The following is a 16,816-nucleotide window of genomic DNA, read 5'->3' on the forward strand; positions in this document are numbered from 1 at the left end:
GACGGTCCGGCACACTGGAGGTATGAGCATGCCCACCTCCGGCACCCCCCGCGCCAACGCCGCCTCGCCGCTGAAGCTGGAGTTCCCCCAGTCCCTGGCCACCTACGACGACTACGCCGCCGCCCAGAAGTCGGTCGACTACCTGTCCGACCAGAAGTTCCCCGTCGAGCAGCTGATGATCGTCGGCACCGACCTGAAGCGGATCGAGCGGATCACCGGGCGGCTCACCTGGAACCGGGTCGCCATGGGCGGCGTGCTCTCCGGCGTCTGGCTCGGCCTCTTCGTCGGCGTGATCCTGTCGCTCTTCTCCGACGAGGGCTTCGTCACCATCGTCTCGACGATGCTCTTCGGCGCCCTGTTCGGCCTGATCTGGGCCCTCGTCGGGTACGCCGCCACCCGCGGTCAGCGGGACTTCTCGTCGGTCACCCAGGTGGTGGCGACCCGCTACGAGGTGCTGGTCGAGCACAAGTCCGCCGCGCAGGCGCGCGAGCTGCTCGCCGGGCTGCCCGGTGCGCTCCCCAACCCCTTCGCCTAGCCCCACCGACGCTGGTTGAGGTGCGAGCGGAGCGAGCCTCGAAACCCGGTGAGCCGACCTCTGGCCTCGATCGAGGCCGTCGTACGTCTCACCGGGTTTCGAGGCTCGGCGCTGGCGCGCCTCACACCTCAACCACCAGCGGGGGCGTCAGGTGAGCTCGCGCTTGAGGATCTTGCCCGTCGCGGTCATCGGGAGGCTGTCGACGACCTCCACCTGGCGGGGGTACTTGTAGGCCGCCATCTGCTCCTTGCCCCAGGCCACCAGCTCCTCGGGCGAGACGGAGGCGCCGTCGTTGAGGATGACGTACGCCTTGATCTCCTCGCCGTGGCTGTCGTGCGGGACGCCGACGACGGCGGCCAGCGAGACGTCCGGGTGGGTGAGGAGGACCTCCTCGATCTCGCGCGGGTACACGTTGAAGCCGCCGCGGATGATCATGTCCTTGGAGCGGTCGACGATGTAGTACCAGCCGTCCTCGTCGCGGCGGCCGAGGTCTCCGGAGCGGAACCAGCCGTCCCGCAGCACCTCGTCGGTCGCCTCCGGCCGGCCGTGGTAGCCCTTCATGATGTTGTGGCCCTTGATGGCGATCTCGCCGATCGCGTCGGGCGTCCACTCGACCTCGTCCCAGCTCTCCGGGTCGAGCAGGGTCATCTCGACGCCGGGGATCGGGGTGCCGACCGAGCCGACGCGGGCGGGCTCGCCGTAGTGGGAGAACGACGCCACCGGCGAGGTCTCGGAGAGGCCGTAGCCCTCGAGGATGGTGACGCCGAAGCGCTTCTCGAAGTCCTTGTGCACCTCGACCGGCAGCGCCGAGCCGCCGGCGGCCGCGACCCGGAGGTTCTGCGCCAGCGTCGACACGTCCGTGTCGGGGGTGAGCGCGCCGAGCAGGCCCCAGTACATGGTGGGGACGCCAGCGAAGAAGGTGACGCCCTCCTTCAGCATCAGGCCCAGCGCCGGCTCGGCCTCGAAGCGCGGCAGCATCACGACGGTGCCGCCGAAGGCGAAGGCACCGTTCTGGATGACCGTCTGGCCGAAGGAGTGGAAGAGCGGCAGCACGCACAGGTAGGTGTCGGGCTTGTCCGCGTCGGCGCCGAAGAGGTCCTTGCTGGCCAGCGCGTTGTCGCGCATGTTGCGGTGCCGCAGCTCGGCGCCCTTGGGCTGGCCCGTGGTGCCGGAGGTGTAGAGGATGACCGCGGTGTCGTCCTCGTCGGTGGCGACCGAGGTGAAGGTCGAGGGCTGCCCCGCTGCGGCCTGCATCAGCGTCTCGGTGCCCTCGATCGGCGAGTCCGCACCGGGGTCGGCGGTGATCACGAAGAAGTGCTCACAGCCCTCGGCGTCCTGGAAGCCGGCGTACCCCTCCTGGCCGATGGGCAGCTCGGGGGTGCCCTGGAAGCAGAAGTAGGCCTTCGCGTCGGAGTCGCCGAGGTGGTAGGCCACCTCACGGCCCTTGAGCAGGACGTTGAGCGGCACCACGGTCGCGCCGGCCTTGAGGATGCCGAAGTAGACGATCGTGAAGTAGGGCAGGTTCGGGCAGCTCAGCGCGACCTTGTCGCCGGGCTCGATCCCGCGCGAGGTCAGCAGGTTGGCGACCAGGTTGGCGGCCCCGTCGACCTGCGCGTAGGTGAGCCGGGTGTCCCCGAACACGATCGCGTCGCGGTCGGCGTACTGCCGCGCACTGTCCTCGAGAAAGGTCGACAGGTTGTAGCTCAACGTGGCCTCCGTCACGAAAGGGGATGGTCGCCAACCTACCCCCGGACCCCGAGGCCGGCTCAGGGTCGACTCAGGGGTACGCCGGGGCTCGCTCCCGATGCCGGTGGGTCCGGGCAGCGCGAGGCTGAGGGTCATGATCACCGCGCGAGCGCTCACGAAGACGTACGGCGAGACCACCGCCGTCGACGGCATCGACTTCACCGTCCGCCCCGGACTGGTGACCGGCTTCCTGGGGCCCAACGGCGCCGGCAAGTCCACCACCATGCGGATGGTGATCGGGCTGGACCGGCCCACCGCGGGCGAGGTCCGCGTCAACGACCACCGGTACGCCGACACCCCCGCGCCGCTGCGCGAGGTCGGCGCGCTGCTCGAGGCCCGGTCGGTCCACCCGGGCCGGTCCGCGCTCGACCACCTGCGCTGGCTGGCCGCGACCAACGGCATCCCGCGCTCGCGCGTGGACGCCGTCCTGGAGCAGGTCGGTCTCGGGGCCGTCGCGGCCCGGCGGGTCGGCAAGTTCTCGCTCGGCATGGGCCAGCGGCTCGGCATCGCCGCCGCGCTGCTCGGCGACCCGCCGGTGATCGTGCTCGACGAGCCGGTGAACGGCCTGGACCCCGAGGGCATCCGCTGGGTCCGCACCCTGGCCCGCGAGCTGGCCGCTGAGGGCCGCACGGTGATGGTCTCGAGCCACCTGATGTCGGAGATGGCGCTGACCGCCGACCACCTGCTCGTGATCGGCCGGGGCCGGATCCTCGCCGACTGCTCGATGTCGGACTTCATCAGCGAGCACGCGGCGTCGTACGTGCGGGTGCGGAGCCCGCAGCAGGTGGTCCTGGCCGAGACGCTGCAGGCGCGGGGCCTCGCCGTCACCGCGTACGACGGGGAACTGCGCGTCGACGGCCGCGACGCGGTGACGATCGGCGACACCGCGGCAGCCGCCGGGCTGACCCTGCACGAGCTCACCGTCGTCAGCTCGTCGCTGGAGGAGGCCTTCATGACGCTGACCGCGGACAGCGTCGACTACCACGCCACGACGGGAGCAGCGGCATGAGCGCCACCGCCATCGGGACCACCGAGCGGGCGACCGCGTCGTACCCGCCGCAGACCTTCGGGCGGGTGCTGCACGGCGAGTGGATCAAGTTCTGGAGCGTCCGCAGCACCCGCTGGTCGCTGGTCGCGCTGGTCGTCCTCGGCGTCGGGCTGACCGCGATGATCTGCGCCTCGAGCGCGGACTGGCTGGCCAGCGGCGACGCCGACGAGTCGCCCGGCTCGTTCGTGACCTGGGGGATGATGCTGGCGCAGGTGACCGGCGTCGTGCTCGGCGCGATGGTGGTCACCAGCGAGTACGGCACCGGGATGATCCGCTCCACGCTGGCCGCCGTCCCGCGGCGCGGGCGGGTGCTGGCCGCCAAGGCCGTCGTGCTGACCGGCGTGCTGCTGGTCGCGGGCACGGTGACCGCGTTCGCGGGCTACCTGGCCGGCAACTTCTTCCTCGACCGGGCCGGCGTGGGCGTGCCGCTCGACGGCGACGGCGTCGTACGGGCGCTCTTCGGGAACGGGCTCTACCTCGCCACCCTCGGTCTGCTGACCGCCGCCGTCGGCCTGCTCGTGCGGCACACGGCGGCCGCGCTCTCGATCGTGCTCGGCACGGTCTTCGTGGTCGGCACCATGGCCAACCTGCTGCCCGGCACCTGGGGCGAGTGGGTGTCCAAGCTGCTCCCCGGCAACGCCGGCATGACCATCGCCACCCCGGTCTCGTTCAACCCCGAGGCGCTCGGTCCCTGGACCGGCTTCGGCGTACTCGTCCTGGAGACCGTTGTCGTGCTCGCCGCGGGGTGGTGGGCCCTGGTCCGCCGCGACGCCTGACCACGCCGCCGGTGGTCGAGCAGGTTGCACCCGAAGCCGTCTCGAAACCCGGTGAGGCGGCAGTCGGCCCCGGAGACCGACTGTCGGCCCACCGGGTTTCGAGACGGGACTTCGTCCCTCCTCAACCACCGGGACGGGACGGGTTTCGAGACGGGACTTCGTCCCTCCTCAACCACCGACCCCACCGGTGGTTGAGCAGGTTGCGCTAGCAACCGTGTCGAAACCCCCGCAACCCGACCACGGCGCTCGGGTGCAGGGGTTTCGACACGGTCAGGACTTCGTCCTTCCCTGCTCAACCACCGTCGCCGGCGGCGAGGAGGCGGGCGGCGCGCTTCAGGTCGGACCGGACGGCGTACGGCGCGGCCGCCGACAGGGCGCGCGCGAGCGGGGCGGCGAGACCGGTGGCCCGGAGAGTCATCGTGGGCTCGACCTCGCAGCCGCCGGGGGCGGGCGCGAAGTCGAGGGTCAGCTCGGCCGAGAAGCCGCGCCAGGTGCCGCGTTCGGTCCAGCGGTGCGGACGGTCGAGGGCGGTGGTCTCCATCTGCGGCCGGAGCCCGGGCGTGGTGACGTCGACCCAGGTCTGGCCGACGGCCGGGCCGGGCGAGACGTCCTCGACCCGCGCCAGGCTGGACTGCCAGGCGGGTCGATTGGCCGGCTCGACCAGGTAGTCGAACGCGGCCTCGGGCGACACCCGGAAGTGGACCATCAGAAGGTCTGGCCGGTGAGCAGCTCGTAGGCCTCGACGTAGCGGGCGCGGGTGCGCTCGACGACCTCGACCGGCAGCGGCGGCGGCGCCTCCCCGGAGGTGCGGTCCCAGCCGGACGCGGGCGAGGTCAGCCAGCCGCGGACGACGTCCTTGTCGAACGACGGCTGCGGGGCGCCCGGCGTCCACTCGGCCGCCGGCCAGAAGCGCGAGGAGTCGGGGGTGAGGACCTCGTCGGCGAGCACGGTGGTGCCGTCGGCTCGGCGGCCGAACTCGAACTTGGTGTCGGCCAGGATGATCCCGCGCTCGCGGGCCAGCTCCTCGGCCCGCGTGTAGACGCGCAGGGTCAGGTCGCGCAGCCGCTCGGCGACGTCGGCGCCGACCTCGCCGACGACGGCCTCGAAGGAGACGTTCTCGTCGTGGTCGCCGACGGCCGCCTTCGTGGCCGGGGTGAAGATCGCGCCCGGCAGCCGGCTCCCGTCGACCAGGCCGGCCGGGAGCGCGAGCCCGCACACCTCGCCGGTCTCGTCGTACTCGCGGAGGCCGGAGCCGGTGAGGTAGCCGCGGGCGACGCACTCGACGGGGAACATCTCCAGCCGCTCGCAGACCACGGCCCGGCCCCGGACGGAGTCCGGCACGTCGGTGGAGACGATGTGGTTGTCGACGATCTCGCGGAGCTGGTCGAACCACCACAGCGACATCCGGGTGAGGATCTCGCCCTTGTCGGGGATGGTCGTGTCGAGGACGAAGTCGTACGCCGAGATCCGGTCGCTCGCGACCATCAGCAGCTCGCCCGACGGCAGCGTGTAGAGGTCGCGCACCTTGCCCGAGTGCAGGTGCTCGGCGCCCTCGATCGCAGGGGCGGCGGGGATGTTGAGGTCGGCCACGGCCCCAGCCTAGTGACGGCCGCCGGACCGGGCGTGGGAGGCTGCGGCATGGCTGAGTCTGCGGAAGAGGTCTACGCCCGCGTCGTCGCCGCCGTCGGGGAGGGCGGGCACCTGCCGCTGCCGTCCATCGGCGAGTGGGACGTCTTCCCCTGGCAGGCGGAGGGGGGCGCCGTCGTACCGAAGGTGCTGCAGCCGCCCGCCGACGAGCCCCCGCGCTGGGGAGAGTCGCCCGAGAAGCCGTGCGGCTCGTGCGCCGGCTTCGACCCCGATCGGGTGGTGTGGGAGGACGAGCACTGGGTGCTCACCCACGAGGGCGCGCCCTCCGGGTTGCCGGTGCTGCTGATGCTGCACACCCGCGAGCACCTGGACATGCCCGACCTCAGCGACGAGCTCGCCTCCGAACTGGGCCGGATCAGCGTGCGACTGACCCGGATCATCGGCAGCCTGCCGAACATCGGCCGCGTGCACGTCGACCGCTGGGGCGACGGCGGCTCGCACTTCCACCTGTGGGTCATCGCCCGGACGGCGCGCCTGGGGCAGGTGCTCGGGTCGTACGCCGTCGAGTGGGACGCCGTGCTGCCGCCCGGGCCGGAGGACGTGTGGCGTGCCGACCTGCACACGGTCGCCACCAAGCTGGCCAACTGGGGCGGGCACGCCCGGGCCTGAGGGGGGCGGCTGAGGGTTCCGCTTAGCGGTCGGGCTGCGGGGGTTTCGAGACGGGACTTCGTCCCTCCTCAACCACCGGTCTGCTGCGGGGGTTTCGAGACGGGACTTCGTCCCTCCTCAACCACCGGTCTGCTGCGGGGGTTTCGAGACGGGACTTCGTCCCTCCTCAACCACCGGTGGGGGTACGGCGCCAAGGGGCCGGTCGGCCCTGCAGCCACCACTCCATCCGCTTGGTGATCCACGGCAGCGCGGCGTACGTCATCACCGGGGTCATCACCGCGATGGTGACGAAGACGCGGAGCGGGAGCGGCCAGCCCGGGATCAGATGGCTGGTGGCGACGTTGACCAGCAGGCTCAGCGGGAAGAAGACCAGGAAGATCACGCTCGCCTGCTTCCACCGCGGCGGAGGCGTGGGCGCCGGGCGCAGGTCCTCGACGTCGCGGGTGGTGGGCGGGTCGAACCAGCCCTCGATGCCCGTACGACGCTCGACCCGCGACTCGACGACGCCGAGCCCGGCCGCCGACGAGCGCCACCACTGCCGCTCGTGGGACTGCTCCCACCCGAGCAGCGAGTCCTGGTCGGCGAACCGGTAGAGCATGTGCCACTCCGTCGAGCCCGCCTCGGGACGCACCCAGCCGGAGCCGAGGAAGCCGGGGAACTGCTGGGCCAGCGCCGTACCGGCCTGCAGCCAGCTGAGCATCTCGGGCTCGTGCCCGGGCTCGAGGTGGCGGGTGATGGAGACGGTGACGGGCTCGCTCATCCGCGCACCTCGAAGGTGCGCGCCCCGGTGTCCGGGCCGGGGCGGACGTCGACGGCAGTCATGCCCCCATCATCGCGCGGGCCCTGTCGCCCCGGTGGTTGAGGAGGGACGAAGTCCCGTCGCCCCGGTGGTTGAGGAGGGACGAAGTCCCGTCTCGAAACCCGGTGGGCCGATCGTCGGTCTCCCGGACGCCAGTTGTCGGGTCACCGGGTTTCGACACGGTTGCTGCGCAACCTGCTCAACCACCGAGGGGCGGGTGGGTACACAGGACCCGTGACCGAGCACCTCGTGGACGACCGCCCGCACGAGGAGCAGGACGAGGGGTACGAGCCGCACCCGCGGCGCTGGCGGATCCTCGGGGTGTCGCTGGTCGTCGGCTTCATGTCGCTGCTCGACGTCTCGATCGTCAACGTGGCCATCCCGTCGATGCAGGACGGGCTCGACACCTCGGCGGGGACGGTGCAGTGGGTGGTCTCGGGCTACGCGCTGGCCTTCGGGCTGACCCTGGTCGCGGGCGGCCGGCTCGGCGACGCCCACGGCCGGCGCCGGATGATGCTGATCGGGCTGGCCGGGTTCACGGTGGCGAGCGCCGCGGTCGGGCTGGCGCCGAACGCTCCGCTGGTGATCCTGGCCCGGCTGGCCCAGGGCGCGTTCGCGGGGCTCCTCACCCCGCAGAACTCCGGGCTGATCCAGCAGCTCTTCCGCGGCCGCGAGCGGGCCAAGGCGTTCGGGCTGTTCGGGTTCACGGTCTCGACCGCCTCGGCGACCGGGCCGGTCCTGGGCGGGCTGATCATCGCGGCGGCCGGCGAGGAGGACGGCTGGCGCTGGCTGTTCCTGGTCAACGTCCCGATCGGGCTGGTGGCCGCGGTCGCGGTCCTGCGGATGGTGCCGAAGCGCCGCCCGGACTCCGAGCCGGCCGACAACCGGATCGACGTACCCGGGGCGGTGCTGCTGGGGCTGACCGTGCTCTGCCTGCTCTACCCGGTCGTCTCGATCGAGGGCGGCCACCGGCTGCCGCTGGTGCTGCTGGCCGGGGTGCCGCTCTTCGGCTGGGCGTTCGTCCGCTGGGAGCACCGTACGACGCACCGGGGTCACCCGCCGCTCCTCGACCTCCGGCTGCTGCGCACACTGCCCGGCTACGTGAACGGGCTGGCCATCGGCGCGCTCTACTTCACCGGCTTCACCGGCCTGCTGCTGGTGCTCTCGATCCACCTGCAGGAGTCGCTCGGCCTCTCGCCGCTCCAGGCCGGGCTGGCGATCATGCCGTTCGCGGTCGGCTCGGCGATCGGCGCGCCGCTGGCCGGCCGGTACGTCTCCGACGCCGGGCGGATCCTGACCGTCGCGGCTCTCGCGGTGATGGTCGTCGGCGTGGTCCTGGTGGCGCTGCTCGCACCCGGCCGCGACCCGATCTGGCCCTGGCTGCTGCCGACCCTGCTGCTCACCGGCCTCGGCGGCGGCGCGGTCGTCTCGCCCAACATCACCCTGACGCTCGCCGAGGTGCCACCGCGGATGGGCGGCGCCGCCGGCGGCGCCCTGCAGACCGGCCAGCGGATCGGCGCCTCGATCGGCGCCGCCCTGCTGGTGACCGTCTACCAGGTCAGCGCCGACAGCGTCTCGACCGACGCAGCACTCCGGGCCGCGCTGCTCACCGGCGCCGGGCTGGTGCTCGTCGCCCTGGCGATGGCGTTCAGAGGATGGCGCCAGGCGCGTACGACGCCGCCTGCGGGTAGCGGGCGCTGACCTCGGCGACCCGCCGTACGACGGTCTGGACCTGGTCGACCGCCGCACCGGTGAAGGTGATCGGGTCGGCGACCAGACCGGCCAGCTGCTCGGCGGTCAGCCCCAGGCGCACGTCGGCGGCCAGCCGGGCGAACACGTCGTTCTCGGCCTGGCCCTTCCGCATGTCGAGCGCGGTGCCGACCGCGGCCTCCTTGATCGCCTCGTGGGCCGACTCGCGGCCGACCCCGTTGCGGACCGCGGCCATCAGCACCTTGGTGGTCGCGAGGAAGGGCAGGTAGCGGTCCAGCTCGCGCTGGATGACCGCCGGGAAGGCGCCGAACTCGTCGAGCACCGTGAGGAAGGTCTGGAACAGGCCGTCGGTCGCGAAGAACGCGTCGGGCAGCGCGACCCGTCGTACGACGGAGTCGGAGACGTCGCCCTCGTTCCACTGGTCGCCGGCGAGCTCGCCGACCATCGAGACGTAGCCGCGGACCACGACGGCGAGGCCGTTGACCCGCTCGCAGGAGCGGCTGTTCATCTTGTGCGGCATCGCCGAGGAGCCGACCTGGCCCTCCTTGAAGCCCTCGGTGACGACCTCGTTGCCGGCCATCAGCCGGACGGTCGTCGCGAGGTTGGAGGGACCGGCGACCAGCTGGGCGAGCGCGGTGACCACGTCGTAGTCGAGCGAGCGCGGGTAGACCTGGCCGACGCTGGTCAGCACCCGCTCGAAGCCGAGGTGGGCGGCGACCCGCTGCTCCAGCTCGGCCAGCTTGGCGCCGTCGCCGTCGAGCAGGTCGAGCATGTCCTGGGCGGTGCCCATCGGGCCCTTGATGCCGCGCAGCGGGTAGCGCCCGAGGAGGTCCTCGACCCGCTCGAGCGCGATCAGCATCTCGTCGGCGACGGTCGCGAACCGCTTGCCGAGCGTGGTCGCCTGGGCGGCGACGTTGTGGCTGCGGCCGGCCATCACCGTCGTCTCGTGCTCGGCGGCCAGCCGCGCGAGCCGCGCGAGGGTGGCCACGGCCCGGTCGCGGACGAGCTCCAGGGACTGCTTGAGCTGGAGCTGCTCCACGTTCTCGGTGAGGTCGCGCGAGGTCATGCCCTTGTGGATGTGCTCGTGACCGGCGAGGTCGGCGAACTCCTCGATCCGCGCCTTCACGTCGTGGCGGGTGATCCGCTCACGGGCGGCGATCGACGCCAGGTCGACCTGGTCGACGACCTTCTCGTAGGCCTCGACGACCCCGTCGGGGACGTCGATCCCGAGGTCGCGCTGGGCCTTCAGGACCGCGATCCAGAGCTGGCGCTCCAGGACGATCTTGTGCTCGGGCGACCAGATGGCCGCGAGGTCGGCCCCGGCGTAGCGGGTGGCGAGGACGTTGGGGACGGTCACGGTGCGTCATCCTCCCACGTGCCGATCCTCGCTCGGCAATGCGTCGAAGCCCACCAGCGACCACGGCCGTCCCGGCCCGCGCGCGAGACGGCGGCCGCTCATCGCCTCCACCCAGCCGGTGGCGGGACGGAGGGTCAGGGTGCTCTTCGGACGACTCGGGTCGTCGCCGACCCGGGTCGTGACGAGGGGAACGTGCCCGTGCTCCGCGGCACGCAGATTGATCCAGCTGCCGATGACCTCCCCGAAGTCCCACCCGTCGACGAGATCGTCGAGGCAGCTCGTGGTCCGCCGGGCCACGACGAGTCCCTGCGGGCAGGTGTCCAGCACCTCGGCGACGGTCAGCGGCGCCCGGGCGACCAGCGCATCGACCGCGTCGGCGTCGTACAGGAGCGCGGAGGTCGTGATCTCGGGTCTCCCGGCCAGTCCCGCCTGCAGAACCTGGGTCGCATGGCGGCGCGCGAGCCCGATGGTCGCCAGCCGGCGCTCGGCGGCGCGTCGGGTCATCAGCATCCGGCGACGGTAGGTGCCTCGGCCTCCGCTCGGGGGGCCGCGCCGAGATCTGTGGAGGGGCCCGTCGAGTAGTAGGGAGAAGGCGCCGGGTGGCCCCCTCTCCCTACTACTCGGACAGCCACTCCCAGCGCCTCTCGAACCCGCTTCGCAGTACCTCACACGCTGGATAGATATCGGGGTCTTTAGATACCAATCTTGCTAGGTTGTTGCCATGGCCACTGGCGCTCCCCGCCCGTTCACGCCGGCAGGCGAGGACGCACGCGACCTGCGGCGGCGCACGGTCGGCCGCGACGACCTGCTCGACCACCTCGTGGGCACCTTCCGGACCGCCGCCACGGGACGCCGCCGGGAGCACAGCCTGCTGATCGGCCCCCGCGGCTCCGGCAAGAGCCACCTGCTCGCGGTCGCGGTCGCGGCACTGCTGGACGACCCCGACCTCGCCGGGCGGTACGCCGTCGCGGGCGTCCCCGAGGACGGACTGGGCGTGACCAGACTCGCCGACGTGCTCGACGCCGTGCTGACCACGCTGGGGTCGGCGACCACCGACGATCGCGCTGCCGCGGTTCGGAACGCCCTCGGCGACCGGGTACTGCTGCTGACCGTCGAGAACCTCGACCGGGTGCTGGGCAACCTCGGTCCGGCGGGCCGCCGCGACCTGCGGGCCTGGCTCCGGTCGTCCGGGACCCTCGTCCTGGCGACCACCTCGACCGTGCCGGATGCGCTCCGGGAGGAGGACTGGTCGGGCACCTTCACCGACCTGGCCCTGACCGCCCTCGCCGCCGACGATGCGACCGAGCTGGTCACGCTGCTGGCCCGCGACCGCGGCGACCACGCGGCCGCCGAGCTCCTCGCCGGCGCGACCGGCCGCGCCCGACTCGCGGCGCTCGGCCACCTGACCGGAGGCTCGCCGCGATCCTGGACGATCCTGGCCGGGTTGCTGGACGAGCGGTCCCTCGACGAGCTGACCCCGGCCGTCGTCCGGCTCGTGGAGCGGCTGGTGCCCCACCACCAGCAGCTGCTGTGGGAGCTGCCCCCGAACGAGCAGCGGGTGGTCCGCGCCCTCGCCGACGGCGGCTCGACGACGCTCACGGTCGGGGACCTGAGCGACCGGGCCGACCTCGGCCAGGCCGTCACCTCGACCACGCTGAAGCGACTGGCCGCGGGCGGGTGGGTCACGAGCGCGAAGCTGCGGACCGGCGACCGGCGCCGGACCTGGTACCGGCTCCGCGACCCGCTGCTGCGCCACCACGTCCAGGACCGCTCGGGGCAGACGCAGCCGCTCGCGCAGGCCGCCGCTCTCCTTCGCGTCCTGCTGGACCCCGCGGAGCGCGAGCGGCACCGACCGGCCGAGCCGCCGGGCACGGACCTGCTCCGCGAGCTCGCGGCGACCCTGGACCGGGTCTCCGAGCCCCTCACCCCCAACCCGGCACTGCGTCGGGACGTCGACGGCCTCCAGCTGCTCGCCCACCAGTGGCAGGCCCGCGAGGACCTGACCTACCTCGGGACCGACCTCGTCGAGCTGGTCGACCGCGCGCGGGACGGATCGACGGGCGACCTCGCGGAGGCCGTCGGCGCGCTGCTCCGCGCGGCGGACGGGAGCGGGCTGACCGCCCCGGAGGCCGTCCTGCTCGACCTGACCGCCGTCACCTGGGACGCGCACCGCGACCCGGCCGCGACCCGGGCCGCCCTGGCCGGGCTCGCCCCGGCCGCCGGTGAGACGGGGCTGCTCCGCCCCCTCGACACCACCATCGCCGCGCTGGCCGCCGAGCACACCGGCCAGGGCGCGTTCGACCACGCGCGCGAGCTGCACGAGCTGCTCGTCGACCTCCGGGGCGAGCACGCCGGCCGGCTGCACCCCGCCAGCCTCGCCGCCCGGGGCGACCTGGCCTGGGCGACCGCGATGGCCGGGGACGTCGCCGGCAGCCTGGCGCTCCACGAGGAGGTCGTCGCCGACGCGGTCGACGCCCTCGGCGCCATCGACCCGACCACGCTCCGCCTCCGGCAGTCCCAGGCCGTGGTCCGGGGCTGGGCGGGCTCGCCCGAGCCGGCGGCCGAGGAGGTCGTGGCCCTGGTCGCCGATCTGGAGGAGGTCGGCGCGCCCGGCCAGACCGACCTGCTGCGGGCCCGGGCCTGGCTGGGCCGTGACCTCGGCCGCCAGGGCCGGTATGACGAGCAGGTTCGTGAGCTCGAGCGACTCCTCCCCGAGGCGGTCACGACGTACGGCGCGAGCGCGCACACCGTCCGCTTCCTCCGGTCCGACCTCGCGGCCGCGCGCGCCCGGGCCGGCGACCACGAGGGCGCAGCGGCCGACCTCGACGCGGTCGTCGCCGACGCCACGGGGGCCGACGAGCCGACCGGCACCCTGGCCCTCCACCACCGGGCCCGCCGGGCGGCCGTCGCCGTCGGCGCGGGCGACCGGGCCGGTGCCCTGCGGTTCCTGGTCGCCCTGGCCGACGACGCTCCGCCGCCGCGCCCCCTGCACGACTGGTGCGTCCTGAGCGTCCTCGCCGTCACCGACGGGCCCGCGGACGCGGCCGTGACCGAGGCCCTCGGGGCGGAGACCGGCCTGCTGGCCCGCGTCGCCGCGGCGCGCGCCGGCGACGAGGAGGCGCTGGTGGCCCTGCCACCCGAGCTGGCCGCGGCGCTGGACCACCCACCCGGTGGCTGAGGAGGTCGCGCAGCGACCGGCTCGAGACCCGGTGGCCCGACGACGGAGGACCAACCGCGAAGGGCTAGACCGACCCGGCGATGTCCGTGCGGTGCTGAGCGCCGGGGAAGTCGATCCGGGCGACCCCGGCGTACGCCGCGTCGCGGGCGGCAGCGACGTCGGCGCCCGTGCCGACCACGGCCAGGACCCGGCCGCCGGCGGTGACGAGCTGGCCGTCGACCACGGCGGTCCCGGCCTGAATGACGTGCACGCCGGCGAGCGCCTCGGCGGAGTCGACGCCGGTGATCGGGTCGCCCTTGCTGGCGGTCTCGGGGTAGCCCTTGCTGGCCAGCACCACGCCCACCGCGGAGCCGGACCTCCAGGCGGGCGGCGGGACCTCGGCGAGGGTGCCGGTGGCGGCGCCGAGGAGCAGCGGGCTGAGCGGGCTGTCGAGCAGCGCGAGCAGCGGCTGGGTCTCGGGGTCGCCGAAGCGGGCGTTGAACTCGACGACCCGGACGCCGCGGGAGGTGAGCGCGAGGCCGGCGTACAGGAGGCCGGCGAACGGGGCGCCGCGGCGGGCCATCTCGTCGACGGTGGGCTGCAGGACGCTCGCCAGGACCTCCTGGACCAGGCCGGGCGGCGCCCACGGCAGCGGCGTGTAGGCGCCCATGCCGCCGGTGTTCGGGCCGGCGTCGCCGTCGAAGATCCGCTTGAAGTCCTGCGCCGGCTGCAGCGGGTAGACCGTGCGGCCGTCGGTGATGGCGAACAGCGAGACCTCGGGGCCGTCGAGGTACTCCTCGATGAGCACCCGCTCGCACTGGGCCGCGTGGTCGAGCGCCTCCTGGCGGTCGGTGGTGACCACGACCCCCTTGCCGGCGGCGAGGCCGTCGTCCTTCACGACGTACGGCGCGCCGTACTCGTCGAGGGCGGCGGCCACCTGCTCGGCGGTGGTACAGGAGCGAGCCGCGGCGGTCGGGACGCCGGCGGCGGCCATCACGTCCTTGGCGAACGCCTTGGAGCCCTCCAGGCGGGCGGCCGAGGCCGAGGGGCCGAAGACGGGGATGCCGCGAGTGGTGACCGCGTCGGCGACGCCGGCGACGAGCGGCGCCTCCGGGCCGACGACGACCAGGTCGACACCGAGGTCGAGGGCGAGGGCGGCGACCGCCTCGCCGTCCATCGGGTCGACGTCGTGGAGGGTGGCGACCGCGGCGATGCCCGGGTTGCCGGGTGCGGCGTGCACCTCGGTGACGCCCGGGTCCCGCGCCAGGGCACGGGCAAGGGCGTGTTCGCGGCCACCGGTGCCGATCACGAGCGTCTTCACGACGCGACAGCCTAACGGCGTCCACGCCGGGGGCCGACCGCCCCACTCGTCGGCGGGACCCAAGTTCCGCGCCCGAACCCCTGAGGGGGTGCGACCTACGCTGGCCGGCGTGCCCCCCACCCACCCCGGCCGCACCGCGACCCGGCGCCCCTCCGAGCCGCGCGCGCGACTGCTCCGCACGGCGGCGTCGCTCTTCTACCGCGAGGGCATCAACGGCGTCGGGGTGGACCGCGTGCTCGCCGAGGCCGGGGTCACCCGGGCCACGATGTACCGCCACTTCCCCGGCAAGGAGGCGCTGGTGACGGCGTACCTCGAGCTGGAGGACGCCACCGTCAAGCAGCTCGTCGCCGACGCCGAGGCCGCCGGTGGCTCACCGCCCGAGCTGCTCGCCGCCGTCATCGAGGGCATCGCCCAGGACGCGACCCGGCTGCACACCCGCGGCTGCCCGTTCATCAACGCCAGCGCCGAGTTCCCGGACCCCGCGAGCCCGGTGCGCGCCGTCGTACGACGCCACCGCGACTGGTTCCGGCAGACCCTGACCGAGCTGACCACCGCCGCCGGCGTGGGCGACCCCGCTCAGGTCGCCGCCGCGCTGGTGCTGCTGCGCGACGCGATGCTGGTCGGCGGCTACCTCGACGGCGACAGCGTCGCCGACACCTTCCGGGCCACGGCCCGCCAGGTCGCGGGCCTCACCCCCACCCCCGGTGGTTGAGGAGGGACGAAGTCCCGTCTCGAAACCCCCCAGGCGACGAAGCTGCCCGAGTCTCCGGGGATTCGAGACGGTCGCTGCGCGACCTCCTCGACCGCCGGTTGATCAGATCAGCTCGTGCCGCACGATCGTGGCGGCCCGCGACGGACCGACGCCGATCACCGAGATCCGCGCGCCTGACATCTTCTCGACGGCCAGCACGTAGTCCTGGGCGTTCTGCGGGAGGTCCTCGAAGGTGCGCGCCTCGCTGATGTCCTCCCACCAGCCGGGGAAGTACTCGTAGACCGGCACGGCGTGGTGGAAGTCGGTCTGGTTGACCGGCATCTCGTCGTGGCGGACCCCGTTGACGTCGTACGCGACGCAGACCGGGACCTGGTCGAGGCCGGTGAGCACGTCGAGCTTGGTGAGCACGAAGTCGGTGACGCCGTTGACGCGGGCGGCGTAGCGGGCGATGACAGCGTCGTACCAACCGCAGCGGCGGGGACGGCCGGTGGTGGTGCCGTACTCGGCGCCGACCTTGCGGAGGTGCTCGCCGTGATCGTCGAAGAGCTCGGTCGGGAACGGGCCCTCGCCGACGCGGGTCGTGTAGGCCTTCACGATGGCGATGACCTGGTCGATGCGCATCGGCGGAATGCCGGAGCCGGTGCAGGCGCCGCCGGCGGTGGCCGACGACGAGGTCACGAACGGGTAGGTGCCGTGGTCGACGTCGAGCAGGGTGGCCTGGCCGGCCTCCAGCAGCACGACCTCGTCACGGTCGAGGGCCTGGTTGAGCAGCAGTCCGGTGTCGCAGACCATCGGGGCCAGCCGGTCGGCGTACTCGAGGAGCTCCTCGACGACGGCGTCGACCGTGGCGGCCCGGCGGTTGTAGATCTTGGAGAGCACCTGGTTCTTGTGCTCGAGGACCGCCTCGACCTTCTGGCGCAGGATCTTCTCGTCGAAGATGTCCTGGATCCGGATGCCGACCCGGTTCATCTTGTCGGCGTACGTCGGACCGATGCCGCGGCCGGTGGTGCCCAGGCGGCGGCTGCCGAGGAAGCGCTCGGTGACCTTGTCGAGGGCCCGGTTGTAGCTGGCGATGACGTGGGCGTTCGCGCTGACCTTCAGCCGGCTGGTGTCGAGGCCGCGGGCCTCCAGGGCATCGATCTCCTGGAAGAGGACCTCCAGGTCGACCACGACGCCGTTGCCGATCACCGGGGTGACGTTGGGGCTGAGGATGCCGCTGGGCAGCAGGTGCAGGGCGTACTTCTCGTCGCCGATCACGACCGTGTGGCCCGCGTTGTTGCCGCCGTTGAACTTCACGACGTGGTCGACGCGGCTGCCGAGCAGGTCGGTCGCCTTGCCCTTCCCCTCGTCGCCCCACTGGGCACCGATGATGGCGATGGCGGGCATCTGCTCTCCTCGT

Annotated in this window: 15 protein-coding genes; 7 read left to right on the forward strand and 8 right to left on the reverse strand. The window is 73.1% G+C overall.

The window, feature by feature from the left end; translation table 11 throughout:
• The first annotated feature begins 22 nt into the window (after positions 1–22).
• The gene (locus tag BLT76_RS19370) at positions 23–535 is read left to right on the forward strand and encodes a YflT domain-containing protein (RefSeq protein ID WP_090859875.1); all 513 of its coding nucleotides are present in this window, start codon (positions 23–25) and stop codon (positions 533–535) included.
• 147 nt (positions 536–682) lie between these two features.
• Here the strand turns inward: BLT76_RS19370 and BLT76_RS19375 are convergent, their stop codons facing one another.
• Positions 683–2,257, reverse strand: coding sequence for a long-chain-fatty-acid--CoA ligase (locus BLT76_RS19375; protein ID WP_244509493.1), 1,575 nt, complete (start codon positions 2,255–2,257; stop codon positions 683–685).
• 118 nt (positions 2,258–2,375) lie between these two features.
• Here BLT76_RS19375 and BLT76_RS19380 point away from each other — a divergent pair, with 118 nt between their 5' ends.
• The gene (locus BLT76_RS19380; RefSeq protein ID WP_090859879.1) at positions 2,376–3,290 is read left to right on the forward strand and encodes an ABC transporter ATP-binding protein; all 915 of its coding nucleotides are present in this window, start codon (positions 2,376–2,378) and stop codon (positions 3,288–3,290) included.
• A complete protein-coding gene (locus tag BLT76_RS19385; RefSeq protein ID WP_090859880.1) occupies positions 3,287–4,105 on the forward strand; it encodes an ABC transporter permease subunit in 819 nt (272 codons plus the stop codon). Before BLT76_RS19380 ends, BLT76_RS19385 begins: the two co-directional genes overlap by 4 nt.
• 292 nt (positions 4,106–4,397) lie before the next feature.
• On the opposite strand, the gene BLT76_RS19390 is transcribed toward BLT76_RS19385, so the two are convergent.
• Complete coding sequence (locus BLT76_RS19390; RefSeq protein ID WP_090859882.1) at positions 4,398–4,811, reverse strand: SRPBCC family protein; 414 nt, start codon at positions 4,809–4,811, stop codon at positions 4,398–4,400.
• A complete protein-coding gene (locus tag BLT76_RS19395; protein ID WP_090859884.1) occupies positions 4,811–5,695 on the reverse strand; it encodes a phosphoribosylaminoimidazolesuccinocarboxamide synthase in 885 nt (294 codons plus the stop codon). The genes BLT76_RS19390 and BLT76_RS19395 overlap by 1 nt, the downstream gene beginning before the upstream one ends.
• Before the next feature lie 48 nt (positions 5,696–5,743).
• On the opposite strand from BLT76_RS19395, the gene BLT76_RS19400 reads away from it, so the two are divergent.
• Complete coding sequence (locus BLT76_RS19400) at positions 5,744–6,361, forward strand: HIT family protein (RefSeq protein WP_090859886.1); 618 nt, start codon at positions 5,744–5,746, stop codon at positions 6,359–6,361.
• Between the two features lie 166 nt (positions 6,362–6,527).
• On the opposite strand, the gene BLT76_RS19405 is transcribed toward BLT76_RS19400, so the two are convergent.
• Positions 6,528–7,121, reverse strand: coding sequence for an antibiotic biosynthesis monooxygenase (locus tag BLT76_RS19405; RefSeq protein ID WP_090859888.1), 594 nt, complete (start codon positions 7,119–7,121; stop codon positions 6,528–6,530).
• 273 nt (positions 7,122–7,394) lie between these two features.
• On the opposite strand from BLT76_RS19405, the gene BLT76_RS19410 reads away from it, so the two are divergent.
• Positions 7,395–8,861, forward strand: a complete 1,467-nt coding sequence (locus BLT76_RS19410; protein WP_090859890.1) for an MFS transporter — start codon at positions 7,395–7,397, stop codon at positions 8,859–8,861.
• Here the strand turns inward: BLT76_RS19410 and purB are convergent.
• Both purB and BLT76_RS19420 read right to left on the reverse strand, forming a co-directional pair.
• Positions 8,809–10,227, reverse strand: a complete 1,419-nt coding sequence (gene purB / locus BLT76_RS19415; protein WP_090859892.1) for an adenylosuccinate lyase — start codon at positions 10,225–10,227, stop codon at positions 8,809–8,811. The genes BLT76_RS19410 and purB overlap by 53 nt on opposite strands.
• A 6-nt stretch (positions 10,228–10,233) precedes the next feature.
• Positions 10,234–10,737: a hypothetical protein gene (locus BLT76_RS19420; RefSeq protein WP_090859895.1), complete on the reverse strand. Its 504-nt coding sequence runs from the start codon at positions 10,735–10,737 to the stop codon at positions 10,234–10,236.
• A gap of 211 nt (positions 10,738–10,948) precedes the next feature.
• On the opposite strand from BLT76_RS19420, the gene BLT76_RS19425 reads away from it, so the two are divergent.
• Positions 10,949–13,405, forward strand: coding sequence for a winged helix-turn-helix domain-containing protein (locus BLT76_RS19425; RefSeq protein ID WP_090859897.1), 2,457 nt, complete (start codon positions 10,949–10,951; stop codon positions 13,403–13,405).
• Between the two features lie 64 nt (positions 13,406–13,469).
• Here the strand turns inward: BLT76_RS19425 and purD are convergent, their stop codons facing one another.
• The gene (purD, locus tag BLT76_RS19430; RefSeq protein WP_090859899.1) at positions 13,470–14,705 is read right to left on the reverse strand and encodes a phosphoribosylamine--glycine ligase; all 1,236 of its coding nucleotides are present in this window, start codon (positions 14,703–14,705) and stop codon (positions 13,470–13,472) included.
• Positions 14,706–14,814: 109 nt separating this feature from the next.
• On the opposite strand from purD, the gene BLT76_RS19435 reads away from it, so the two are divergent.
• A complete protein-coding gene (locus BLT76_RS19435; protein WP_090859901.1) occupies positions 14,815–15,417 on the forward strand; it encodes a TetR/AcrR family transcriptional regulator in 603 nt (200 codons plus the stop codon).
• A 102-nt stretch (positions 15,418–15,519) separates the two neighbouring features.
• Here the strand turns inward: BLT76_RS19435 and BLT76_RS19440 are convergent, their stop codons facing one another.
• Positions 15,520–16,803: an adenylosuccinate synthase gene (locus BLT76_RS19440; RefSeq protein WP_090859902.1), complete on the reverse strand. Its 1,284-nt coding sequence runs from the start codon at positions 16,801–16,803 to the stop codon at positions 15,520–15,522.
• Between the last annotated feature and the right edge of the window lie 13 nt (positions 16,804–16,816).

This window comes from Nocardioides lianchengensis (assembly GCF_900101465.1).
Classification (GTDB): domain Bacteria; phylum Actinomycetota; class Actinomycetes; order Propionibacteriales; family Nocardioidaceae; genus Nocardioides; species Nocardioides lianchengensis.